At 59.1% G+C, this 23409-nt stretch carries 21 protein-coding genes, 1 pseudogene and 1 riboswitch; of the genes and pseudogenes, 9 read left to right on the top strand and 13 right to left on the bottom strand.

Annotated elements, in window-relative coordinates; genetic code table 11:
• The first annotated feature begins 31 nt into the window (after window positions 1-31).
• The 3 genes from IOD40_RS13465 to IOD40_RS13455 are packed head-to-tail and all read left to right on the top strand — an operon-like array spanning window position 32 to window position 2927.
• Window positions 32-1024, top strand: a complete 993-nt coding sequence (locus IOD40_RS13465) for a TRAP transporter substrate-binding protein (RefSeq protein WP_198477091.1) — start codon at window positions 32-34, stop codon at window positions 1022-1024.
• Window positions 1021-1608 carry a TRAP transporter small permease gene (locus tag IOD40_RS13460; protein ID WP_198477090.1) on the top strand — a complete coding sequence of 196 codons (588 nt, stop codon included), beginning with the start codon at window positions 1021-1023 and terminating at the stop codon, window positions 1606-1608. Before IOD40_RS13465 ends, IOD40_RS13460 begins: the two co-directional genes overlap by 4 nt.
• 5 nt (window positions 1609-1613) lie before the next feature.
• Window positions 1614-2927 (top strand): TRAP transporter large permease, encoded by a 1314-nt coding sequence (locus IOD40_RS13455; protein ID WP_198477089.1) that lies wholly within the window; start codon window positions 1614-1616, stop codon window positions 2925-2927.
• Window positions 2928-2999: 72 nt separating this feature from the next.
• Here the strand turns inward: IOD40_RS13455 and IOD40_RS13450 are convergent, their stop codons facing one another.
• Both IOD40_RS13450 and IOD40_RS13445 read right to left on the bottom strand, forming a co-directional pair.
• Entirely contained in the window at window positions 3000-3881 is an 882-nt protein-coding gene (locus IOD40_RS13450; protein WP_198477088.1) for a LysR family transcriptional regulator, read from the bottom strand.
• Between the two features lie 20 nt (window positions 3882-3901).
• Complete coding sequence (locus IOD40_RS13445) at window positions 3902-4915, bottom strand: YeiH family protein (RefSeq protein ID WP_233713984.1); 1014 nt, start codon at window positions 4913-4915, stop codon at window positions 3902-3904.
• Between the two features lie 550 nt (window positions 4916-5465).
• Here IOD40_RS13445 and IOD40_RS13440 point away from each other — a divergent pair.
• A protein-coding gene (locus IOD40_RS13440) for an IS3 family transposase (RefSeq protein WP_198477087.1) occupies window positions 5466-6817 on the top strand; the annotation gives its coding sequence in 2 pieces (ribosomal slippage) (window positions 5466-5802 and window positions 5802-6817; 1353 coding nt in all).
• Window positions 6817-7002, bottom strand: a riboswitch (cobalamin riboswitch). Its footprint overlaps the gene before it by 1 nt.
• 155 nt (window positions 7003-7157) lie before the next feature.
• On the opposite strand, the gene IOD40_RS13435 is transcribed toward IOD40_RS13440, so the two are convergent.
• The gene (locus IOD40_RS13435) at window positions 7158-8273 is read right to left on the bottom strand and encodes a ribonucleotide-diphosphate reductase subunit beta (protein ID WP_198477114.1); all 1116 of its coding nucleotides are present in this window, start codon (window positions 8271-8273) and stop codon (window positions 7158-7160) included.
• On the opposite strand from IOD40_RS13435, the gene IOD40_RS13430 reads away from it, so the two are divergent.
• From IOD40_RS13430 to IOD40_RS13420, 3 genes and pseudogenes are all read left to right on the top strand, one after another.
• Window positions 8266-8787: a hypothetical protein gene (locus IOD40_RS13430; protein ID WP_198477086.1), complete on the top strand. Its 522-nt coding sequence runs from the start codon at window positions 8266-8268 to the stop codon at window positions 8785-8787. The genes IOD40_RS13435 and IOD40_RS13430 overlap by 8 nt on opposite strands.
• A gap of 47 nt (window positions 8788-8834) precedes the next feature.
• Window positions 8835-9214: pseudogene (locus IOD40_RS13425) on the top strand (glutathione S-transferase C-terminal domain-containing protein); the annotation flags it as partial.
• 109 nt (window positions 9215-9323) lie between these two features.
• Window positions 9324-10256, top strand: coding sequence for a molybdopterin dinucleotide binding domain-containing protein (locus IOD40_RS13420; protein ID WP_233713983.1), 933 nt, complete (start codon window positions 9324-9326; stop codon window positions 10254-10256).
• Window positions 10257-10563: 307 nt separating this feature from the next.
• On the opposite strand, the gene recQ is transcribed toward IOD40_RS13420, so the two are convergent.
• Window positions 10564-12369 (bottom strand): DNA helicase RecQ, encoded by a 1806-nt coding sequence (gene recQ, locus IOD40_RS13415; protein ID WP_198477085.1) that lies wholly within the window; start codon window positions 12367-12369, stop codon window positions 10564-10566.
• Between the two features lie 141 nt (window positions 12370-12510).
• On the opposite strand from recQ, the gene IOD40_RS13410 reads away from it, so the two are divergent.
• Together IOD40_RS13410 and IOD40_RS13405 are read left to right on the top strand one after the other, a co-directional pair.
• Window positions 12511-12879: an ArsR/SmtB family transcription factor gene (locus IOD40_RS13410; protein ID WP_198477084.1), complete on the top strand. Its 369-nt coding sequence runs from the start codon at window positions 12511-12513 to the stop codon at window positions 12877-12879.
• Window positions 12848-13750: an SRPBCC family protein gene (locus IOD40_RS13405; RefSeq protein WP_198477082.1), complete on the top strand. Its 903-nt coding sequence runs from the start codon at window positions 12848-12850 to the stop codon at window positions 13748-13750. The genes IOD40_RS13410 and IOD40_RS13405 overlap by 32 nt, the downstream gene beginning before the upstream one ends.
• A gap of 82 nt (window positions 13751-13832) precedes the next feature.
• On the opposite strand, the gene IOD40_RS13400 is transcribed toward IOD40_RS13405, so the two are convergent.
• The 9 genes from IOD40_RS13400 to repC all read right to left on the bottom strand — a co-directional run bounded on the left by IOD40_RS13400 (window position 13833) and on the right by repC (window position 23401).
• The gene (locus tag IOD40_RS13400) at window positions 13833-14657 is read right to left on the bottom strand and encodes a sugar phosphate isomerase/epimerase family protein (protein WP_198477079.1); all 825 of its coding nucleotides are present in this window, start codon (window positions 14655-14657) and stop codon (window positions 13833-13835) included.
• A gap of 1 nt (window position 14658) precedes the next feature.
• Window positions 14659-15339, bottom strand: a complete 681-nt coding sequence (locus tag IOD40_RS13395; RefSeq protein ID WP_198477078.1) for an HAD family hydrolase — start codon at window positions 15337-15339, stop codon at window positions 14659-14661.
• A complete protein-coding gene (locus tag IOD40_RS13390; protein ID WP_198477077.1) occupies window positions 15336-16100 on the bottom strand; it encodes a glycerophosphodiester phosphodiesterase family protein in 765 nt (254 codons plus the stop codon). The genes IOD40_RS13395 and IOD40_RS13390 overlap by 4 nt, the downstream gene beginning before the upstream one ends.
• Before the next feature lie 15 nt (window positions 16101-16115).
• Window positions 16116-16988 (bottom strand): ABC transporter permease, encoded by an 873-nt coding sequence (locus IOD40_RS13385; RefSeq protein ID WP_198477076.1) that lies wholly within the window; start codon window positions 16986-16988, stop codon window positions 16116-16118.
• A 12-nt stretch (window positions 16989-17000) separates the two neighbouring features.
• Window positions 17001-17930: an ABC transporter permease gene (locus tag IOD40_RS13380; protein WP_198477075.1), complete on the bottom strand. Its 930-nt coding sequence runs from the start codon at window positions 17928-17930 to the stop codon at window positions 17001-17003.
• Window positions 17923-18918, bottom strand: a complete 996-nt coding sequence (locus IOD40_RS13375) for an ABC transporter ATP-binding protein (RefSeq protein ID WP_198477074.1) — start codon at window positions 18916-18918, stop codon at window positions 17923-17925. The genes IOD40_RS13380 and IOD40_RS13375 overlap by 8 nt, the downstream gene beginning before the upstream one ends.
• On the bottom strand, window positions 18915-19916 hold the full coding sequence (locus IOD40_RS13370) for an ABC transporter ATP-binding protein (protein ID WP_198477071.1): 1002 nt from the start codon (window positions 19914-19916) through the stop codon (window positions 18915-18917). The genes IOD40_RS13375 and IOD40_RS13370 overlap by 4 nt, the downstream gene beginning before the upstream one ends.
• A 70-nt stretch (window positions 19917-19986) precedes the next feature.
• Window positions 19987-21621, bottom strand: coding sequence for an ABC transporter substrate-binding protein (locus tag IOD40_RS13365; protein ID WP_198477070.1), 1635 nt, complete (start codon window positions 21619-21621; stop codon window positions 19987-19989).
• A gap of 436 nt (window positions 21622-22057) precedes the next feature.
• Window positions 22058-23401: a plasmid replication protein RepC gene (gene repC / locus IOD40_RS13360; RefSeq protein WP_198477069.1), complete on the bottom strand. Its 1344-nt coding sequence runs from the start codon at window positions 23399-23401 to the stop codon at window positions 22058-22060.
• Window positions 23402-23409 lie beyond the last annotated feature (8 nt).

Genomic DNA, 23409 nt, shown 5'->3' with positions numbered 1-23409 from the left:
CCGTCAACCCGCATCTACCAGGGAGGAGAGCATGAAGGGTTATATCTGGGCCGCGCTTGCAGCGGGCACAATGAGCTGCGCGATGGCATCCGGTGCCATGGCGCAGGAATTCACCATGAAGCTGGCGCATCATTACCCGGATGTTCACATCCAGGCAGCCGGCATCCGTACCTTCGTCTCGGAGATCGAGAAGAACTCCGAAGGTCGCATTAAGGTGCTGGTGTATCCGGCCGAAACGTTGATCACGGGTCGCGAGGCGCTGGAAGCAGTCGAGGGCGGTGTCGTGGACGTCGCGACCATGTCTACCAACTACCAGACCGGAAACATTCCGCAGCTTGAATACTACACTTACCCGTTCATGTTCGATAACGCGCAGCACTTCCGTCGCGCGATGGAGGGCGGCATCAAGGAGATGCTCGACGTCGAATATGAGAAGTACAACATTAAGCTGTTGAATTTCTACCACAAGGGCGCGCTGCATATCATGCATAAGACCGCGTTCTTTGAGAAGCCGGAGGACTTCTCGGGTCAGCGCCTGCGCAGCCTTGGCGGCACGATTAGCCAGCTTCTATCTTCTATGGGCGCAAATCCGCTGAGCGTTGCGCTGGGCGAGGTCGATGCGGCGATTGAGCGTAACGTGATCGATGGCATCACCACCAACTGTGCGGCGCATATTTCGCGGGGCTGGTCGGAGCATCTCAAATATGTGACCTTTGCCGACATGTCGCAAGGGGGCGAAGGCATGGGTATGAATGCTGACTTCCTCGCTTCGCTGCCGGAAGACCTGCAGAAGGTCGTCATGGACGCCGCCGCCAAGATGGAAGACCAGGAATGGTCGGACATGATCGAAGACGATGAAGTTTCCTGCATGAATAAGTGGGAAGACGCAGGCGTGAAGGTTCATATTTTAACGCCGGAACAGCGCGGCGCGTTCCAGAAGCAGATGGAACCGATATTCGCCGAAGCGCTAAAGGCGCGACCTGACCTGCAGCCATATGTCGACATTGCGAGCAAGACGCGATGAATTTGAACAGTCGCTTCCGCGGGACGATTGGCGCGCTGTCGAGCTTCATGGAACAAGTTGGTGGATGGATCCTGTTGATCGTTGCCATTGGCGTGACGATCAATGCATTCGCACGCTACGGCTTTGGAGCTGACCTTGCGCTAATAACCGAGGCTGGCGGCTTCGTCTTTCTCGTTGTGACGTTTCTTGGATTGGCCGGCGCGTATATCGCCGGCCAGCACGTCGCGGTCGAGATCCTCGAAGTCATCGGCAACAAGCGCTTTGTCCAGGTTATGCAGCATTATGTGATACCGGTCATAAGCGTCATCTTCATGGCATTGCTCGTGATCATGACCACGATGATGACCATGCGCTACTTCAACACCGGACGTGTCACGCTCGGACGCTATCCGATGCCGTTCTGGATCTTCATGGCGGTCATTCCGCTTGGCTCGCTCATCTACGTCTTCGTGCTCCTGTCCGATCTGATCAGCCGAGTCCGCGGTGAAGCAGTTCTGGCAAATCTGTCGATTGACGATGCGCTTGGCCATGCGGAGCCTTCTTCAAATTCTGATCGTCACGGCGGTCAGCCGCGCAAGGAATAGCCCCTGTGTCCCTTGGTCTATTAGGCTTCATCTTTTTCATAGGCATGCTGTTTGCGATCTTCCTCGGCCTTCCAGTATCGATCGCCCTGGCGATCGTCGGCTTGCTGGGGTTGCTCTATGTCGGCGGCGTGAACACGGTTATAATCATGTCCGGCACCACTGCCGTCCATGAGCTCTCACATTTCAACCTGCTGGCGATTCCGCTGTTCATGCTTATGAGCTCGGCGATCACGGCGTCGGGCATCGGCAATACGATCGTCGATTTTGTCGTGAAATGGCTCCACCGCATCCCGGGTGCACTGCATTCCGCAGCGGTCATTTCGTGCGGTATCTTCGCCGCGATGTCGAGTTCGTCGGTTGCAACAGCGGCCGCTGTCGGCGGTTTCATCCTACCCGAAATGCGCAAGCGCGGTCATAACATGCGCCTTGGTATCGGCGCCGTCGCCGTCGGTGGAACGCTCGGCATGTTGATTCCGCCTAGTAACCTCTTCATCGTCTACGGCGTGATGACGGAAACGTCGATCAGCAAGTTGTTTATGGCTGGCATCGTGCCGGGGATCATGGTCGTTGTGGTCGTGGTCCTGTTCAACACCATTCTGTTCAAGATGGTTCCATCACTGACCCCATCGGCAGAATATGAACATGTGCCAAGCAAGGCCGAGAAGATGCTGGCGCTGCGCAACGCGTGGACTGGACTTCTCCTAATCACGACTGTTGTCGGCGGCATCATCTTCGGCGTGGTCACGCCGACAGAGGCAGGTGGTCTGGGTGCAGTCGTCGCGCTGCTGATTGGCTTCTTTGTGCTGAAAACAATCAAGGGAAAAGATCTGCCGGACATTCTCGTTCAGGCAGTGCGCACTACCAGCATGCTCGGCTTCATCATCTTCAGCGGTCTCATTCTGGCGCGCGCATCAACGATGATGAACCTATCCTCCAGCGTCATCAATCTTGTGCAGGATACGGGGCTGGAACCGTGGCAGGTGATGCTGATCATCAATATCCTGCTCCTACTTCTCGGCACCTTCATGGATGGAGCGGCGATCACAATCATGACGGTCCCGCTTCTGGTGCCGCTGGTTGTGGCGATGGGTTATGATCCGATCTGGTTTGCGGTGGTCTTTGCCATCAACATGGAGCTGGCTCTGGTATCTCCGCCGGTCGGGCTCAACATCTTCGTGCTGCAAGGCGTCTCAGGGGTCCCCCTTCGCGATGCGATGATCGGCACCTTGCCCTACGCTCTCCTCCTACTCGGGTGTCTCATCATCCTGATGATATTCCCGCAGATTGCGCTCTGGTTACCGACGGTTATGTCGAACTGATCTAATAGTTCATTCAAACAAAGGCCCCTTCGATCTCGTTGGGGCCTTTTTGATAGAACGACCAGTGTATGATCAGCCCTCTGGCAATGTATTCAGAAAAGCTTGCGCCGAGCGGCTGAGCCGGCGTTCCTTGTGGCGGATGAGGCGGTATGCGCGTTGGCCGATGTCTAGCGGCAACGCGACGAGCCTTCCGCTTTCTATACCGGCACAGGCCGCTGACACAGAAACGGCGGTTGCAAGATTGCTGACGCCAACGGCGGTGCACAGGGCTTCATTGGACGGTAGTTCGAGAACGACGTTGAGATCGCGCGGCTCAACGCCTTTGGCGTGCAGCGCACCTTCAAAGCTAGAGCGGGTGCCTGAACCCGGCTCGCGCAAAGCCCAATCGGTTTGCAGCAATTGCGCCAGCGTTTTCGGCGGAGCTTTGGCCCACCAATGGTCACGACACACTACAACAACCAGCTTGTCCCGCGCCACAGCGCTCATATAAAGCGCTGGGAGGTCGATCTCGCCTTCGATGAAGCCAAGCTCGGCATGGCCCTCGCTAACCGCCGAAGTGCATTCGGCAGTATTGCCGATTGCGACCTTGAGGTTAATGTTGGGGAATTTTGCTCGATAGCCGACAAGTAGAGGAGGCAGCCAGAAGCTTGCTATCGTTTGACTGGCAAAGATCGACAGCGTTCCGCGACGGACATGCGAGAGGTCATCGAGAGTCGCTTCGGCGCTGCGCATTTCCGCCAGAACGGCACGCGCTGAATCGAGAAAGTGTGTGCCCTCGGCCGTCAGTTCGATCCGCCGCCCGACACGGTTGAACAGCTTAACCTGATGCCGCTCCTCGATCGTCGAGATCGCGCTCGATACCGACGACTGGGTCAGGTGGAGCCGCTCGGCAGCACGGGTGACGTGCTGCAACTCGGCAACGGCAACAAAAATGCGAAGCTGTTCAAGTGTCATGTAAAGGCCAGAGCAATTCCTCAGGTGATCAAAGGCAGCATTGCGACGCTTAACACGGAAATGAAGACCGACGCGATACCGGCAAGCAGCAAAGGGCGGATTCCGCGTGCCTTGAGGGCTTTGAAGCTGGTGCCCAGACCGAGCGCGCCGAGCGCAGCAGTCAATGCGACCGGCGTCGCCTGAACGATGCAGGTGCGGATCATCTCCGGCACGATGCCGGCGGTGTTGGCGAGCATCAGGACGATAAAGCCGATGACGAATACGGGCACGATCGAGCCGGTCGATACGCTGGCACCCTTGCGGTTGGTGCGACGGTGCGCGAGGAAGGCAACCGCCATCAGTAGCGGTGCGAGAAGAAGAACGCGCGACAGCTTGACGACGACCGACATTTCGCCGGCCTGATCGCCGAGCTGGAAGCCGGTGGCCACCACTTGCGCAACCTCATGCACCGACGCGCCAGTCCAGAAGCCGAAGGCGAAGGCGTCGAGTTCCATCATACGCGCGATGACCGGATAGGCAGCAATCGCGATGGTGCCGAACAGCGTGACGCACGCGACGGCGTAGGAGACGTCTTCGTCCTTGGCCTGCTCGACAGCATTTGCGGCAGCAATTGCGGATGCGCCGCAGATCGAGGTGCCGGCGGCAAGGAGACGTCCGAGGCCAGCATCAACGCCGAGGAGAGGTGCGGCGATAACCGTGAACGTATAGGTCGACAGAACGACAAAGGAGATCGCGAGCATGCCGGCGAGGCCAACCTCGCCGATCTGAGTCAGCGTCAGCTGCAAACCGAGGAAGGCGACGGCAAGGCGTAGCAGTTTCTTGCCCATGAGCGAGACGCCAGGGACAGCCTGAGCAGGGACGGAAGTAAAATTGGCAAAGACCATCCCGATCAGGATCGCCGAGAACATCGGGCTGAAGCCCGAAAAGCCCGGCATCTGACGCAGGCCGTAAGCGGCGGCCGTGACAATGGCAACCAATGTAAACCCCGGCAGCAGTCGGTCGACCAGAGGCGGAAATGCCGTCAGTTGAAACAAGGAAGACGTTCTCAAATCGCACCCGTTTAAGTAATGGCGCGAAGATATGGAGCACCCTTAAACCAGTCCAATTGGAAAATTGTGTCAAACCGTTCGCTCCGGTCGAACAATCCTTTTCAGGCGACTTTGTCGAGGACGCCATAATGTTAGGAGCCTATATGGGGCTTGGCTTTTGGCCTGGGATCATACGTTAAAACGATGGCGTGCCCTCGAAGAGGCGATCGCCCGCCATGGCACCGGAAATATCCAACACGGATCAGGCAAGCCAGTTCGAGCCGCCAAACTGTCTCAGTGGGCGGGACCACCTCTGTTTGGGAATAGAAACGCTTGAGAGCGGCTGAGTCTACGGTGAGCTGAAAAACCGATGCCCGGGCGCGTACGATGAGGAATGAGGCCAGTTTTGCAGATGCCTTGAATCTGACCTCCAAAGATACGTTGCAGTTGCAATGTAGCTTTAGCAACATGTCCGGCGTCAGCACTGATGGGACCAAATCGGCTTAACTGAGAACGGAGGATTTCTGGTTCATCGTAGCCTTTCAAAGGAGCGAAGATGAGACAGAAATCCGGAACCGGGAAAGCGCCGGCAGAGCAGGTCATCAAAGACATCCGCCGCGCAACCCGCAAGCAATATTCGGCCGAGGAGAAGATCCGCATCGTGCTGGAGGGCTTGCACGGCGAAGAGTCGATCGCGGCGCTGTGCCGGCGCGAGGGGATCGCGGAGAGCCTTTATTACACCTGGTCGAAGGAATTCCTGGAAGCCGGCAAGAAGCGGCTTGCCGGGGATACGGCGCGCGCCGCCACCAGCGACGAGGTGAAGGTTCTGCGCAAGGAGGCGCGCGATCTCAAGGAGGTCGTCGCCGAGCAGGCGCTGGAACTGCGGATTCTTAAAAAAAGCATGATTGCGGATGGGGGCGACGACGAATGAGATACCCCGCATCCGAGAAGCTGGAGATCATTCGGCTCGTCGAGCAGTCGCATCTGTCGGCGCGGCGCACGCTGCAAAAACTCGGTATTCCGCGCTCGACCTTCAATCGCTGGTATGACCGTTTCCTGGCCGGCGGTGTCGATGCGCTGGAGGATCGCAGGCCCCGGCCGAACCGGGTCTGGAACCGCATCCCCGAGGAGAAACGCGATCAGATCATTGAGCTGGCGTTGAACGAGCCGGAGCTGTCGCCACGGGAACTGGCGGTCACCTTCACCGACACGAGGGGCTACTTCGTCTCGGAATCCTCGGTCTACCGCCTGCTCAAGGCGCACGACCTGATCACCAGCCCGGCCTTCATCGTCATCAAGGCCGCCGACGAGTTCCATGACAAGACGACGGCGCCGAACCAGCTCTGGCAGACCGACTTCACATATCTGAAGGTCATCGGCTGGGGATGGTTCTATCTGTCGACCGTGCTCGATGACTTCTCCCGCTACATCATCGCCTGGAAGCTGTGCACCACGATGAAGGCCGGGGACGTCACCGACACGCTGACCATGGCGCTGCAGGCTTCCGGTTGCGACAACGCCAGGGTCATGCGGCGGCCTCGGCTGTTGTCCGACAATGGCCCGTCTTACGTCTCTTCCGACCTCGCCGCCTGGCTGTCGGACAAGGGCATGGACCACACCCGCGGTGCTCCCTGCCATCCCCAGACACAGGGCAAGATCGAGCGCTGGCATCAGACGCTGAAGAACCGCATCCTGCTCGAAAACTACTTCCTGCCGGGCGATCTCGAGCGGCAGATCGCGGCCTTCGTCGATCATTACAACCATCGCCGCTACCATGAGAGCATCAGCAATCTCACACCAGCCGATGTCTACTTCGGGCGCGGCGACATCATCATGCTGGAAAGGGAAAGGATCAAACGCGAAACCATCAGACAACGCCGCTTGCTTCATCGAGAAGCGGCAGCCTAACATGACAATCCTGATGGGCCAGAGCCTCCGTTAGCTCACCCCGCCAGTTGTCCCAAAAACCCTGACGACGGACACGCTTCGCTACCGTTGCGGGGGCAGCGCCGGCTTTCTCTTCTTGAGGACACCGGCTTCCCAATTATCCTGCCGACACGACGTCGGAAGGCACCTTGAACGACCTGATCAGATCACACGGGCATCTTCGGGGTGAGCGCGAAAACGACATGCCCACCCGAAAACGCGACAGCTTGAAATTCGGCAAATCGTTTCGCCGTTATGCTGGTGCTGCGATGCCATCAGCCGCACGGGACATCACACGCTCGGCTGCGGTTTTTTTAGGGTCTCAATCCCAGCTCAACGCCCCGCCGTTTTGATATTCGATGACGCGGGTTTCGAAGAAGTTCTTTTCCTTCTTCAGGTCCATCGCTTCGGACATCCACGGGAACGGGTTTTCCGTCTCCGCGAATACAGGCGCGAGGCCGAGTTGGGCGCAGCGACGGTTGGCGATGAATTGCATGTACTGCTCGCAGAGCGCTGCGTTGAGGCCAAGGAAGCCGCGGGGCATCGTGTCACGTCCATAGGCCGCCTCAAGCGCTGCAGCTTCGGTGATCATGCCGCGCACTTCGTCCTGGAACGCTTGCGTCCACAGATGCGGGTTCTCGATCTTGATCTGGTTGATCACGTCGATCCCGAAGTTCAGATGGATCGACTCGTCACGTAGGATGTACTGGTACTGCTCGGCAATGCCGACCATCTTGTTGCGGCGGCCAAGCGACAAGATCTGTGCAAAGCCCGTGTAGAACCACATGCCTTCGAAGATCACGTAGAAGGCAACAAGGTCGCGCAAGAATGCCTGATCGGTCTCCGGCGTCCCCGTCTTGAAGTCGGGATCATCGAGGCTCTGGGTGTGCTTCAGCGCCCACGCCGCCTTATCGGTGATCGACGGCACCTCACGGTACATGTTGAACAGTTCACCCTCGTCCAACGCGAGGCTTTCGACGATGTACTGGAATGTGTGGGTGTGGATTGCCTCCTCAAACGCCTGCCGCAGCAGGTACTGACGGCACTCCGGATTGGTCAGGTGGCGATAGATCGCGAGCACAATGTTGTTGGCAACAAGGCTCTCCGACGCGGCGAAGAAACCGAGATTGCGCTTGAGCATGCGACGCTCGTCGTCGGTGAGGCCATCTTTCGACTTCCACAGCGCGATGTCGGCCTGCATCGAGACCTCTGTCGGCATCCAGTGGTTGTTGCAGCCTGAAAGGTACTTTTCCCACGCCCAGCGATATTTGAGCGGCAAGAGCTGCTTCACGTCGGCGCGCGCATTGATCATGCGTTTGTCATCGACGGAAACGCGCGCTCCGCCACGTTCTATATCGCCAAGGCCCGTCGCATCCGCTTCGCCGTCCATGGCAGTCGGCTGTTTCGCCGACGTATTCGTCTCTGCCCAGTTGAGCATCATATTTCTCCTTGATCGCCGCTTACTGGCAGGCTTCGCATTCAGGGTCGTCGATCGAGCACGCCTTGCCCCACGCGGCATTGCCATCGACCGTGAATTCCGGAGCCAGGACTACGAGGTCGAACAGACGTCTATGACCAACGCGAAGGGCATCGAGGAGCCTGTATTGCGGGTGTCGATGAACACGTTCCGGGCCTTCCACTATCAGGTCGCGCTCGTCGAGGCCCCGGTGCCGATGTTCAGCGGACGCATGTCGCGGGAGACCGATGTCTACTACCGCCTCGAGGTCTTTACCCAGATCGGTTCAGGCGGGTACGATCTGATGGGCCTGACCCGGCAACAGGTGATAGACGATGTGCTCGACCGGTACGAAGCGCACCTTGCATTCCTTACTGTCTCGACGGACACAAATACGGCTTCAGTCCTTACACCAACGATGCCACCTGCGGGCCAGCAGTCGATCGTACCGAAGGGCGGTGAAGATGTCCTAGATCTTTCCGAGAAGAAGGAATGACGCAGGAGGTGGCTGACAAAAGAAGCGCTGCTCTCTTCCTCAGCACCGGCTTCGCCACGACACAGATGGCCTATGAAGAAGCCTTCCACGAGGTCTTCGCGATGCTGGACGAGCTGGAACAGCGCTTTCCCGATGGCCGAAATTTCCTTTCGGGCGGCGGCGGTCCACCGAGGCCGATGTGCGGCTCTTTGTGACGCCGGTGCGCTTCGACGTCGCCTATCACAGCCTCTTCAAGTGCAAACTGCGTCGCATTGCCGACTATGCGAGCCTCCCTCGCTATATCGAGCGCGTCTTGGCAGTTCCCGGAATTCGCGAAACGGTCGATATCGACCACATCAAGTCCGGCTATTATTCTGTCAAGGCCCTCAACCCGGCCGGCATCGTTCCGCTGGGCCCGGAACTGCCGGCCACGCTAAAAAGCGCGTGAAGGGTGGGCGGGGGCACAGGAGATCACTGATGAGCGTACCCGTCGAGCCAGAATCGGATTCCACCCGGCGCGCCGGGATGATACCGCTAGCCACCTGCTGCTGCACTTATTGCGCGACAGCCTGGCGCTGGCCCGGCAGCCTTCGCTGCGCAATTCCGTTCTCGCGGGCTTACAATCCGCGCTGGCGGCGGCCATCGTGCTGCCACTGATCCATCTTTCACCTTGGTCCCATCTGATCGGCTTGGCCGCATTGGAACGCTGGTGGCGCTGTTCGGTCGTTTTGCGCCCGAGCGCCGGCGCTCGGGCATCGTGCTGCTGTGTGCCTATTGCAGATCGGCACGGTGTTCGTCATGTCCGCGCCTCGCGCGGCAAATACAAGCCTGCCAGCCCGCACCTTTGCTCCGAACCGCGTATCGTCACCAAGATCGCCAAGGCATCGCTTTTGCCAAACGGGCGTGTGCCGTGGGATGAATGGGTGGGCGACTATGCCCTGGTGCGTGACGAAATCGCGGCCATCTTTCCGGCAGATTTCAGGAATTTCAATGCGAGGCTCGACATTCCGGGCGGCTTCGCGCGGCCCGTCCCGGCCCGGGACCGTCGATGGGAGACCGATACGGGTCGTGCCAATTTCAAGGTGCCGCAGGCGCTGAACGCCTCCTTCGACGAGGGAAATGATCCAGACATATTGCGGCTGATCACCCTTCGCTCGAACGACCAGTTCAACACGACGGTCTACGGCTATGATGATCGCCTTCGCGGCATTCACGGCTCGCGCATGATCGTGATGATGAACCGCAAGGATCGCGAGCGACTCGGCATCGAAAAAGACGGGACCGCAAGGTTGACCACCGCCGTTGATGACGGGATCAACCGCAGCATGGGCGGCTTTCAGGTGATCGATTACGACCTGCCCTCCGGTACGATCGCCGCCTACTACCCAGAATGCAACGCCCTCATTCCTCTCTGGCACTACTCCCAGGAAAGCAAAACGCCAGCGGCAAAGTCCGTGCCAGTGCGGATTGCGGTAGAGCGGCAACGTTAGCGTTCTCAGACCAATCCCGGATCCTTGGGAGTCCCATTCAGACAAGGAGATCGTGCACTATGACGGATTCATTTTAACAAAACCGCACAAGCTAGCGATCACCAATTATGAGCGATAATCTTGCCTTATCAGTCATATGGAATACTACGCCCAGCGGTCGAAAAAGCTATGTAAATCCGGCCAGCTGACTGTTTCTCGAGGGCAAACGCGCTGCTCCCACCCCCTCGCCCTGTAGATGGCAGAGCGAGAGGCGCCCCTCCCCGGATTAGGAGGTGGAAATCGTGTCCAGTGGGTTGTTGCAGCGACGCTACTGATATTCGGCGATGACCAGCAGGAAGGCGGGGCCGTAGCGGTCGAGCTTGGCTTCGCCGATGCCGGGCACTTGGCCCATCTCGGCGCGCGATGAGGGCTTGGCAGCGGCGAGTTCCAGCAGCGTCTTGTCGTGGAAGATGACGTAGGGCGGGACGTTTTGCGCGCGGGCAAGCTCCATGCGCTTTTGGCGCAGCGCCTGAAACAGGCCCTGATCGTGTTCGCTGAGCTGTGATTGCGCCGCGCTGCTGCCGCTGGCGATCGTGCGGTTGCGCTCGCGCTGCAGGCCCGGCTGGCGCAGCATCAAGGTTGGCTTGTCGCGCAGGAAATCGCGGCCCGCACGTGCGATCGACAGCCCGCCATGGCCGGCGAGATCCACCTCGACCAGACGCAGCGCGATCAGCTGGCGCAAGATCGCACGCCAGGTGCGGCTGTTGTGCTCCTGACCTATGCCGAAGGTCGAAATCTTGTTGTGGCCGAACTGGCGGATGCGCTCGTTTTCGGTGCCGAGCAGAACGTCGATGATGTAGCCCTGACCAAAGCGCTCGCCGGTGCGATAAATGCAGGACAGCGCCTTTTGCGCCGCGATCGTGCCATCGAACATTTTGGGCGGCGCAGCGCAGGTATCGCAATTGCCGCACGGCTCGGACTGATCGCCAAAGTAGGAAAGCAGCACCTGCCGACGACAGCCGGCCGTCTCGGCAAGACCCAGCAGCGCATCGAGCTTCTGCCGCTCCATATGTTTGCGCTGGTCGGGCGCGTCGGACTCTTCGATGAAGCGGGTGCGCAGTCCGATATCGTCGGAGCCGTAGAGCATCAGCGTCTCGGACGGCAGACCATCACGGCCGGCGCGGCCCGTCTCCTGATAAAACGCTTCGATGCTGCCGGGCAGGTCAAAATGCGCAACGAAACGCACGTCCGGCTTGTCGATGCCCATGCCGAAGGCGACCGTCGCGACCATGATGACGGCTTCGCCGCGTTGGAAGGTCATCTGGTTGGCCTCGCGGTCAGCCTTGTCCATGCCGGCATGATAGGCCAGCGCATCGTGGCCCTGTTCTCGCAGCCAGGCGGCGGTCTCCTCGACCTTGCGCTTTGACAGGCAATAAACGATGCCGCTTTCGCCCTTGTGGCGCTTGAGAAAATCCTTCAGCTGCGCGCGCGGATTGTCCTTTTCCTCGATCGCGTAGCGGATGTTTGGCCGGTCAAACCCGGCGATGAAGGCGTCATCCTCGTCGATATTGAGATGCGCGAGGATCTCTTCGCGGGTCGGTTCGTCCGCCGTCGCGGTCAGCGCCATGCGCGGCGTGTCGGGGAAATGGCGCACCAGAATGTCGAGCTGGCGATAGGACGGGCGAAAGTCGTGGCCCCATTGCGACAGGCAATGCGCCTCATCGATTGCGATCAGAGACAGGCGAACGCCCGTCAGCATTTCGAGCACGTCCGGGCGCAGCAGCGTTTCCGGCGCGACATAGAGAAGATCGAGATGGCCGTTTTCGATGTCGCGCCACAGCGCCCGGCGCGCATCGGGCGGCAGGTCGGAATTGAGCGCTGCTGCGCGCACGCCAGCTTCGCGCAGAGCCGCAACCTGATCTGCCATCAGCGCCAGAAGCGGCGAGACGACCAGCCCCATGCCCGGCCGTGCGATCGCCGGGATCTGATAACACAGCGACTTGCCGCCACCTGTCGGCATCAGGACGAAGGCGTTGTTGCCCTCCATCACATGATCGACAATCTTCGCCTGCGGCCCGCGAAAGGCATCATAACCGTAGACGGTTTTCAGGATTTCGAGAGCGGCAGGGTTCATCAAGCTCAACTGTAGAATCGGATTTTGGTACCTCTTAGCAGGTTCCGTCCAGACAAGGCGCTGCGACTTGGTCGCGTCTAACACTTAGCCAATCGGTGAAGTTTTACTTGCTGACGTTCATGCCCCGTGATACTTAGCATTATGGCTAAACATGATCCTGACCTTTCACTTCTGTTTCACGCGATGGCGGATGGGACGCGCCGGGCGATCCTCGCGCAGTTGGCGGAGGGGCCGGCGGCGGTGACGGATCTGGCGGAACCGACGGGGCTGAAGCTGCCAACGGTCATGCGGCATCTGTCGGTGCTGGAGGAGGCCGGTTTGATCGTGTCGAGCAAGGACGGACGTATCCGCACCTGCGCCATCCGGCCGGAAGCCATGGAACCCGCGCGGGCGTGGATCGAGGAGCAACGGGCGGTCTGGGCGGCGCGGCTCGATCGTCTCGACCAGTTCGTCATGCGCATGATGGAGGAGAACGCACATGACAAAGCAGAATCTGGCGACAAAGACTGACGATCGCTTCGCAACACTCACCTTTGAACGCGAGGTCGCAGCGCCCGTCTCGGCACTGTGGCTTGCCTGGACCGCTCCCGCCGCGCGCGCCGTGTGGGCTGCGCCAACACCGGCGGTGACTGTCGATTTCATCGAAGCCGACACGCGAAAGGGCGGGCGCGAAGTCTCGATCTGCAAGGTCGAGGGTCAGCCGAATATCCGCTGCGAATGCGGCTGGCTCGAGCTTTACCCGCAAGCACGTAGCGTCAATTACGAAGTCATTTCCTGCGAGGGCGAGAGCCTGTCCGCCTCGCTCATCACCGCCGATTTCGTCGATCTTGGCGCGCGATCCAAGGTGATCGTGACGGTTCAACTGTCCTCGCTCGTCGGCGACATGTCGGGAGATTACCAGCAAGGCTTTGATGGTGGGCTCGACAATCTGGCGGGTGTCGCCGAGCGCACCATGATCTTGCAAAAACTGATCCGCGCTCCGCGCAGCGCCGTTTGGGGCGCGTGGATGAACGAAAAGACCTTGCCGCAATGGTGGGGCCCGGAGGGGTTTTCGTGCCGCACAAGCCGCATCGATCTGCGCGAAGGCGGCGAATGGGTGTTCGACATGATCGGCCCAGACGGGACCGTCTATCCCAACCATCATCACTACAACGCGGTAAAGCCGCAGGAGCGCATCGGCTACGAATTGTTGTGGGGCGAAAACGGTCCGAAACACGCCGATGCCTGGGCGTCGTTTGACGAAGCCGATGGTGCAACGACGGTGACGCTCGGCATGGTGTTTTCAACCGCTGCCGAATTCCAGTCGGCGAAGGGTTTCGGCGCGGTCGAGCTTGGCTACGAGACCCTCGGCAAGCTGGAGCGCTTTATCTTGAAGCAGTGATCGGCCGCTATCGCCATGAGATGCCGAGATGGTCTTTGGCGCTACGGTTACAGCGCCAAAGACTGATGTCACGGCGCGCCGCTTAGCGTGCCAGATTACAGCTGCGAAGCCATTCAACGGATGGCAGGATACCGGTCTTGTCACGCAGTTCCAGAATGAGGCGAGGTTGCGATGTCAGTTCGCCAAGCGCGCGGAAAACGGCATGCCAGCTGATATTCCCCTCGCCAATGTTCCAGTGCCGGTCGGCATAGCCGTCGGCATCCTGCAGGTGGATGTGCTGCAGCGAGTTTCCGGCGCGGCGCACGAAATAATCAACCGGAGGCGCACCCGTTGAGCCGCAGGCATAATGGGCGTGGCCCGTGTCAATCGAGACGGCCATTGCGCTTGTGTTGAAATCCTCAACCAGCGTACGACGAATATCCGGATCCTTGTCCATGATGTTCTCGACGACCATGGTCACGCCGATTTCCTCGGAACGGCGCACCACTTCGTCGAGTGTTGCATGGGCGTGGTCGAGAACCGCCTGGTAGGCCTGACGCCCGGGCGCGTTATCAAGATTGTTGTAATCCCAAGTGATGTAAGGCGAGTGGATTACCATCTGCGTTGCCGACAGGTGCTCGCAGACATCCAGCCCCTGCATCATGCGACGTGTGACGACCTTCTGGATTTCCCGGTCAGGGCTTGCGATGTGCAGGCCCCAGAAAGGGCCATGAATGCCGAGGCGACCGCGGTAACCTGACAGGAGCTCCTTCGCGCGGTCGGCGATCGGCTTCCAATCATCATCAAGAACACCCGGGACACAGAAGTCCTGCAGTTCAAGATCGCGGTGTTCGTTGACGATAAAGTCCTGCAGTGTCTCAAGAACGTCAACGGGCATCGCCGCGCCGAGAAGGGGAAGTTCGCTCATCTCAAATTACCTCGAATATTTCGGTCGTGAGTGTGGTCAAAAGTGCGTGGAAATCGCTCATGCCGTTGACGACATGGTGAGCCCCCGCCGCGCGCAAGGTCTGGTCATGGTCATGACGATCATCTGATGGTCCGACGAAGCCGACGGCGATACAGCCCGCTTCGCGGGCGCATCTGATTCCGTGAATATTGTCGTCGATGAAGATTGCCTCATGCGGCAGAACGCCAAGCTCGCGGCAGGCATGAAGTGCCATATCAGGTGCAGGCTTCGGCTGCGCTACATGTTCGGCAGAATAGACATGCCGCCCGAAATACGCCGCAAGAGGCGTCCGGCAGATCGAGAGCTCAAGGCGCAGCACCGAGGAATTGGAGCAGATTGCGCGCTTGAGCGGAAAGTCGCGCAGCACCTCTTCAATGCCCGGAATGTAGGGCACCGAAGTTTCGAACATCTCAAAAAGGATGTCATCGCTGCGGGCAAACACCGTTGCTGCGTCCAACCCGTTCGAAGCCATCCAATTACGGCTGTCTCGTGCCGCATTCCCGGAAAATACCGCCCTCGCCTCGTGCTGGCTCATAGGATGCCCAGCTTCTGTAACTGCCTGTGCCAGGGAACCGCAGCCCATTGGCTCACTATCGATGAGAACACCGTCACAATCGAAGAGGATTGCCTTGACGCGGCTCATTGCGCCGGCTCTTTTTCGCGCATCAACGATTGAAGCGTTACCGGATCATCAGAGACGATGAAGCCGGGATAGACTTCAATCCATCGACGCATCTGGTCCGCGTCATTGACGGTCCAGACCGAGCAGTTCTCGACGCCCCATTCGCTGGCAATCAGGTCAAATTCGGCAGCGAACAATTCATGATGGACGCCAAGGATGTGCGGCAGGCCGCGCACTTTCTCCATCATTGCAGCGAGACCGCCATAACGCTCGGCCGATTGTGCGTTGACCGAAACGAGGCGGCGCATCTCTGGCGCGATCTCGCGGATTCTCTCGACGACGCTGACGTCAAAGCTGTGCAGGGCAGCACGCTGTGCAAGTCCGGCTGCCCGGATTGCTGACGCCGCCTTTTCGATCAGTCCATCATATGGCCTGTTATCGGCATCGGATTTGAGTTCGACCCACGCCTCGATGCTCGGATCTTGAGCCAGAATGGCAAGAACTTCCTCGAGAGTAGGCGGGCATTCATCAATCAGAGCGCCATCCGGACCGCGCAGCTTGAGCTGTTTGCGCTCTGCTGGGGTCAGCTTGCGTACATCACCCCTCCCATCAGTAGTACGCTCCAGCGTGGCGTCGTGGATAACAACCATCTCACCTTCATCGGTGAGGTGCACATCGAATTCGACCGCGTCGAACCCATACTCAAGGGTGTTGCGAAAGCCGAGCAGCGAATTCTCGGCCCAAAGATTGCGGGCACCGCGGTGCGCCATGATGCGGGACATTGAGGGTCTTCCGGTTCAACGAATGGTAGGATCGAGACGGTCGCGCAGCCAGTCTCCGAGCAGCGAGATCGACAGCGTGGTCAATACGATGACCACCGATGGCGCGAGCATGATCCAGGGTGCTCGCGTCAGATATTCACGTCCAAAGCCGACCATGTTGCCAAGAGAGGTCTGTGGCGGCTGTACGCCGAGCCCGAGGAAACTGAGGCCCGATTCCATGAGGATGATTTCCGGGAAGGTCAGCGTCATGGAGACGATCAGCGTCGAGGCGACGTTGGGCAGGATATGACGCAAATATACCCGGCTCGGCTTTGCGCCGAGTTGCACCACCGCGCCGGCATATCCTTGCGCAGAGGCGGAAATGGCAAGGCCGCGAGCGATGCGCGCATAACGCTCCCAGCCATAGAAGCCCATCAAGCAGACCAGCAGCAACATCGACGTGCCGAAGAATGCGAGAACCGCCAGAGACATGATCAGGAACGGCAGAGCGGCCTGGAAGTCAGCCAGAGCCATTACCGCGTTCTCCACCCAGCCGCGAAACTGGGCAGCCAGAAACCCGAGGCCCGTCCCGACGACCGCGGACAAGATGGTCGCGCCGAAGGCGATCACCAGCGAAACGCGAATGGACTGCATCAGCCGGGACAGGACGTCCCGACCCAGATCATCAGTACCCAGCCAATGGCCCGGCGTTCCCGGCTCGGCCATACGCGCGCTCAGATCCATCTTGGTGATGGGATAGGGGCGGAGCAGGTCGGCGAAGATGGCAACCAGGACCATTGCGAGAAGCCAAAGCGCACACAGCCAGATCAGCATCGGCATTTTCTGCCGTGCGCGTGAGAGGAGACCTCGCCGGGCAGGCACTTCTGCGGAAAGAGCAGCAACAGTCATGACAAGATGTCCTCAGTGCGCGGCGCGTCTGGCGCGCAGGCGTGGATCAAGTAAGCCGTAACCCAGATCGACGAGGAAATTAGCGACGATCATTGAGCAGGCGATGACGAGCAGCAGCGACTGAACGACGGCCAGATCACGGTTGGCGACTGAAGTGACGATCAGCCGTCCAACCCCGGGCCAGGAGAAGATGCTCTCGACCACAGCAGCACCGGCGATCAGCGAACCGACCATGAAGCCGAGCAATGTGACGATCGGCACGGCCGCATTCGGCAGAGCATGTTTCCAGACGACGTCGCGCCAGCTGAGGCCCTTGGCCATGGCCGTGCGAATGTATGGCTGCCCCAGCACCTCGATCATGGCAGAGCGTGAAAAGCGCGCCATGATGCCGATGCCGCCTACTGAGAGTGTCGCAATTGGCAGGATTGCATGCTTCCAGCTGTCCTGACCGCCAGATGGCAACCAGCCGAGACTGACGGCAAAGATCAGCACGAGGATAAGCCCAAGCACGAAGGACGGCACAGTGAAGCCGAAGATCGAGAGGGTTATCACGCCCCGGTCGGCGATCGACTGGCGGTGCAAGGCGGCATAGACCCCAGCCGGAATGCCTATGGCGATCTTGAGGATGAGCGCCGGCACAGTGATCGCAAGCGTTGCGGGAATACGGGATATGACCAATTCGAGCGCCGGCACCTGATCGCGCATCGAAACGCCGAAATCGAGGGTGAGAACCTGCGCGATGTAGGCCAGATATTGCTTCCACAACGGATCATTGAGACCCCAGCGTTCCCGAAACGCATTGATCGCGTCCTGCGGCGCGTCGGGGCCAAGAAGGATAATCGCCGGATCGCCCGACAGACGCAGAACCAGAAAGGCGAACGTCATCACCAGCATCAACGTCAGGAACGCCCGGACGAGACGGATCAGAATGTGATTAAGCATGGGTCAGTTGCTTCTCGTCCTGAAAAGGAAGGGTCCGCAGTTTTAGACAGGCGGCAAGGCGGCCGTTGTCGCGCATCAGCGGCGGCACTTGCGATTTGCAGGCTGCATCGGCAAAGCGGCAGCGCGGGTGGAAGGCGCAGCCGGAAGGGCGCGCGGCCGGATTCGGCGGTTCACCCTGCAACACGATGCGGCCCTTCATGCCGGTTCCGGCCTGCGGCACCGAGGACACCAGTGCCTGTGTGTAGGGATGTAACGGTTTGGCGAAGATCTCGTCCGCTGGACCTTCCTCGACAATGCGCCCCAGATACATGACGACCACGCGGTCGCAGAGATTGCGAACCACTTTGAGATCGTGACTGATGAAGACCATGGTCAGGTCTTCTTCTTGCTGCAGATCGTAGAGCAAATTGACGACCTGTGCCTGGATCGACACGTCCAGCGCTGAGACCGGCTCGTCACAGACAAGGAATTTCGGCGACATAGCCAGAGCGCGAGCGATAACGACGCGCTGACGCTGACCACCCGAAAGTTCAAGCGGATAGCGATCCGCCTGGTCCGGGCGCAGACCGACCTTTTCCATCAACTCGGCGACGCGACCGCTGATCTGGTCACGTGGTAACATTTTATGGATCTCGAGCGGTTCGGCGATCTGGTTGGCGACGGTCATGCGCCGATCAAGCGCCGCGAGCGGATCTTGAAAGATCAACTGCATGTCACGGCGCAAAGCCCGCCACTCCGGCGTTGCCGGATTTGGCATCGGCCCACCTTGCCACTCAACCTCGCCCGCAGCCGGCGTTTCGATCCCGAGCAGCATTCGTGCAAGCGTCGATTTACCCGAACCGGACTCGCCAACGACACCAACAATTTCGCCGGCATGAATTTCAAGATCAATGCCATCAACGGCGGTTACCGTTGATGGTTTGCCGAAGAGCTTCTTGCCAGTGGTGTAGCGCTGGCAAAGTCCGGATGCACGTAACAGAACGCTCATCTGGCATACTCGCTGATCATCGCGGAGGAGCCATAAGCTGCGGGGATCGCATGAGCGGAGGGGTTAAAACACGCGAGATCGCAGCCATCGTCCTGCCGAACAAGACCTGGCTGAACGCTGGTGCAAAAATCGCTGGCGCGGGCGCAGCGCGGCGAGAATGCGCAACCGGCCGGCGGATGGCGCGGGTCAGGCACTGTGCCGTGGATGGGTTGCAGACGCTGACGCGGTCCGTCCAGCTGCGGGATGGCCTGAAACAGACCAACCGTGTACGGATGACGCGGATTTTTGAAGAGGCCCTGGATGCCGTTCTGTTCAACGACACGGCCGGCATACATCACCGCTGCGCGCTCACACACCGCTGAAACAGCGCCAAGATCGTGGCTGATGAACACCATCGCCATGCCGGTTTCAGCACGAATTCGCGCCAGAAGATCAAGAATTTGCGCCTGAATGGTCGCATCGAGCGCTGTTGTCGGCTCGTCGGCGATCAGCAGATCGGGTTCGCCGGCCAAAGCCATTGCAATCATGATGCGCTGACACTGGCCGCCGGAAAATTCGTGCGGATAAAGATCTATACGGGTCGAGGCAGACGGAATGCCGACGAGGTCCAGCAGGCGGACCGCCTCCGCGCGCGCCTCAGCTCCGTTTAGGCCCCGATGAAGCCGGATGCTCTCTATCAGCTGCTTGCCAACACGTTGGACGGGGTTAAGCGAAGAGGAAGGGTCTTGAAAGATCATCGCTATGCGCCCGCCACGGACATTTTCCAGCGTGGTGCGTGGTGCATTAACCAGCTCTTTGCCGGCAAATTTCACCGAGCCGCTAACCGTTGCCTTGAGCGGCAGAAGCCCTAGCGCTGCGAGCCATGTCACTGATTTTCCGCAGCCACTTTCACCGACGAGGCCGACGGCTTCCCCTTTTCCGACGTCGAAATCGATGCCGTGGAGTACCTGAACACCATCAAACGAGACTTTGAGATCACGGATCGAGACCAAACTCATCCTGCGTCCTTTCCGTCATGTCATGAAAAGCTGGCAGGCCCCGAAGAGCCTGCCGTGCCAAAGAAGCAGATCAGACGTTCCAATTGTCGCGACGGAAATCCATCGCGAATGCAGGAGCGGCTTTCCAGTTGAGCTCGGACTTCATGCCAGTGAACACGGCGTTCTGGTGCAGCAGCGTGTAGACCGGGTCTTCACGCTCGGCGATCTCCAGCATGCGGCGGAAGGCCTTGCGCCGGGTCTCGTGGTCGGTCGAGGTTTCCAGAACCACCGACATCTGGTTCAACTCGGCATTGCTGTATTCCAGGTTCTGCTGCGCCTGACCGTTCGGGCCGAACTGGTTGACCATCGGCGTCACCGGATCGTTGACGAGGTTGGAAGCCGACCAATCCCGCAGGCCACGCTCGCCTTCGCCAGCAAAAATCTGCGACCAGTTTTCTTTCATCTGGATTTCGATGTTGATGCCAGCCTGCTGCCACATCTCGGTCAGGACCTGACCGGTGGCTGTCTGGTTGGTGTAATAATTGTTCAGCAGGAAGTACGGGATCGGGTCGCCCTTGTAATTGGCCTGCTTGAGCAGATCACGGGCAAGCTCCGGATTGTATTCCGGCACGGTCCAGTCTTCGATCAGCATGTTTGAAGCGGCATAGCTGTCAAACTGCAGCCCTCTCGGAACAACGGTCTGACCGGCCCAAAGAGCTTCGACAATAGCGTTCCGATCAATGGCGTGTGTCATAGCGCGACGCACCAGCGGATCAGCCATGATTTCGTTCTGAGCGTTGAACACTGAAACGCGGTGGTTCCAGATTGTCGACGACTGAACCTCGAGACCAGCCGTGTTTGCGATAGTGCCGATCTGGTCCGGCGGCAGGTCGCAGGCGAAATCGTACTCGCCGGACAACAGGCCGTTCACGCGGCTGGCGACTTCAGGCACTTCGACGAAACGGATGCGCTCAAGCGGTGGACGACCGGCCCAGTGCTCGTCATGCGCTACCAAAGTCAGCGACACATCAGGCTTGAATTCTTCAACCTTGTAAGCGCCGGTGGTAACCGGGCTGCGCGCCCATTCGGCATATGTCTTGGCTTCATCCCAAGCGCGCTTCGAGGTGATCTGCGGACCGCCAGCATAGAAACGGCCTTCCAGCGTCACGTCTGGTGTCGCATTGTGAAAGCGCACCGTATACCGGTCAACGATCTCGACGCCGCGCAGCGCAGGCCAGAGCCGACGTGCCGTTCCAGGCACGCTGGCTGGCAGTTCCTTGTCCGTCTTCGGCTTGAAATCTTCCGCGTAGATGGTGGTGCCACCAACCGGCTCGGTGCCACCAAACAGGCGCTCGTCCGAGAACGAGAAAGCGACGTCTTCAGCGGTCATTTCATCGCCGTTGTGGAATTTGACGCCCTGACGCAGCTTGAACTCGATGGTCTTGTCGTCGAGGCGCTTCCACTCGGTGGCAAGCTCCGGGACCGGACCCTGATCGCCCATCCAGTTCCGGCCGATTAATCCTTCCCAGAAATTGGGGTAAAAGACGCGCTCACCGACGTTGGACTGCTCGTGCCAATTGTCCAGCGTGTTGTTGTTGCTGATCTTCTGCACAGCAATGGTGATCGAGCGGCGAGCCCCCTGTGCCATCAAGCGATGCGGCAGGATCAGCGCACCCGCAGCGGCTCCGCCCAGAAGTCCGAGTGATTGTCGACGCGTAATAAGCATGTAAGCCCCATCCATGGTTCCCGGCCGCCGTTGGCCTTTGCTGAGGATGAGCTAATCCACTCATGTGACAGCTACCCGAACTGTCGATGAAGTTTCTATGAAGGTTGTGCGACCACGTACGACACTCATGACGCAAGGACGCAGCTGTTCAATTACCACGACGATGGCTGCGCCCTAATGGGACGTTGAAAGCAATTTTCGACGCTCGGGGTCTAAATCTCTCTCTAGCACCTCCTAATCCGCCGCTTCGATTTCCAGGCGAACGATTGCATAGGTCATTGTTTTCAATGACATTTCGTCCGCTCCTGGAGCGAGCAACCTCGCTCTCTGATCGAGCAGAAGTCAGTTGCCCCGTCTGGTGCCGGTTCTCCTCGACGAAAACGCGTCCCAAAAACCGCGTGATGCAGTTCCATTTTACGAACGACGTTTATTTTCGTCAGGACCGCCCGTTTTTCTTAGCGATGGGTTGTAGCGCCGCACTCGCCTCGAGACGCCCGTGGAAGCGATATTCTGATGACGAATGAGCCGTATGCTCAGCATCACCTGCGCTCCCCTCCCCTTCTCGTGGCTGCCGCTTCTCTTCCAGCTTTGCCCTTAGAAGTGCCATGATCATCGGCCAGGTCGAGAACTGCGCAAGACGGGCACGGTCGGTCAGGCTGCGAAGGTAACCGCCAGGCGATGAAATCTGCTCCTGCCGCTGATAGATCGCGGCAAGTGTTACCGCGGCATCCCGCGCTCCCATGACGGAACAGGCTTCCTCCCAGGCGCTGGGGCTCACGCCCAGCATGGGTCGGACTGTCTCTGCCGCCGCTACAAAATCGCGCCAGCTACCAATCCTTCCTCCTTTTGCCAGCCATCCGATGTTCGGACAGGCATCAAGCACAATGCCAAGTGGCAGATCCCTTTGGGGCAAGCTGTGTACGTTGTCGTTGGGCTCGACGCTGGTGCTCGCTTCATCCTTTTTTCGTGAGCTATATTCAGATTCAAGTATGGAATCTGGTTTTGAATTCTGTATGTGACGCTCATTGTGAGACTCATTGGCGTTCAGATTCTGCGAATTAATGAACATTTCCAATGTGTCACGGATTTCCCGCCACAACTCATCCAGCTCGATCGTGATCTGCTCCAGGACGGGCATCGGTGCTGTCCGTGGCAGTCTTGAGACGACCTCCTGGTAGTTAAGCTGCACCCGGCCCCAATTTCCCGGGACGTTCTCCTCGATGCCTGTCTCAATCATCTTGACGATGTCACGGCGAATGAGGGTCAAGCGCTCCTTGGCGAGGCGAAGTGCCCTCCGGTCGGCTTTCGTCTGCTCGGCAAGTTGCTGGAACTCTGCACTTCGCGCGATGAGAGGTGACAAATCGAAGCCATAGGCTTGCTCGACAGCGCCCCCCTGCCCTTTCCGGGCAAAACGCTTGCCGTTCGGACTGTCGCGACGAATGATCAGACCGCACTCAACGAGATTGGCCAGATGACGCCGCAAGGTTGCCGGCGACATGCCGTTTGCGCGCGCAATTAGCTGCTCGTTGGATGGCCAGACCACAAGCTGTCCATCCCCACAAAGCTCCGTCTCCGGATGAAACGACAGCAATGCATCGAGAATTGCCAAGCCTCGATCGGTCGCGCCTATCGCATTGCGCGCTTCCTTTATATCTCTGAAAACCTGCCACTTGTGCACGCGCGCATCGCTGGCGACTTCCTTTGTCGCCATCTGCGCTGCGAGCATTCCAAGCGACATCGACCGCCGCCCAAACGGCGTCGTTGCCAAATGCGTTTGCATCTTTCCCT

It is taken from the genome of Aquamicrobium zhengzhouense, from assembly GCF_016124105.1.
GTDB classification, from domain to species: domain Bacteria; phylum Pseudomonadota; class Alphaproteobacteria; order Rhizobiales; family Rhizobiaceae; genus Aerobium; species Aerobium zhengzhouense.
The sequence above is the reverse complement of the archived record's forward strand: the minus strand, read 5'-3'. Positions and strand labels throughout refer to the sequence as shown.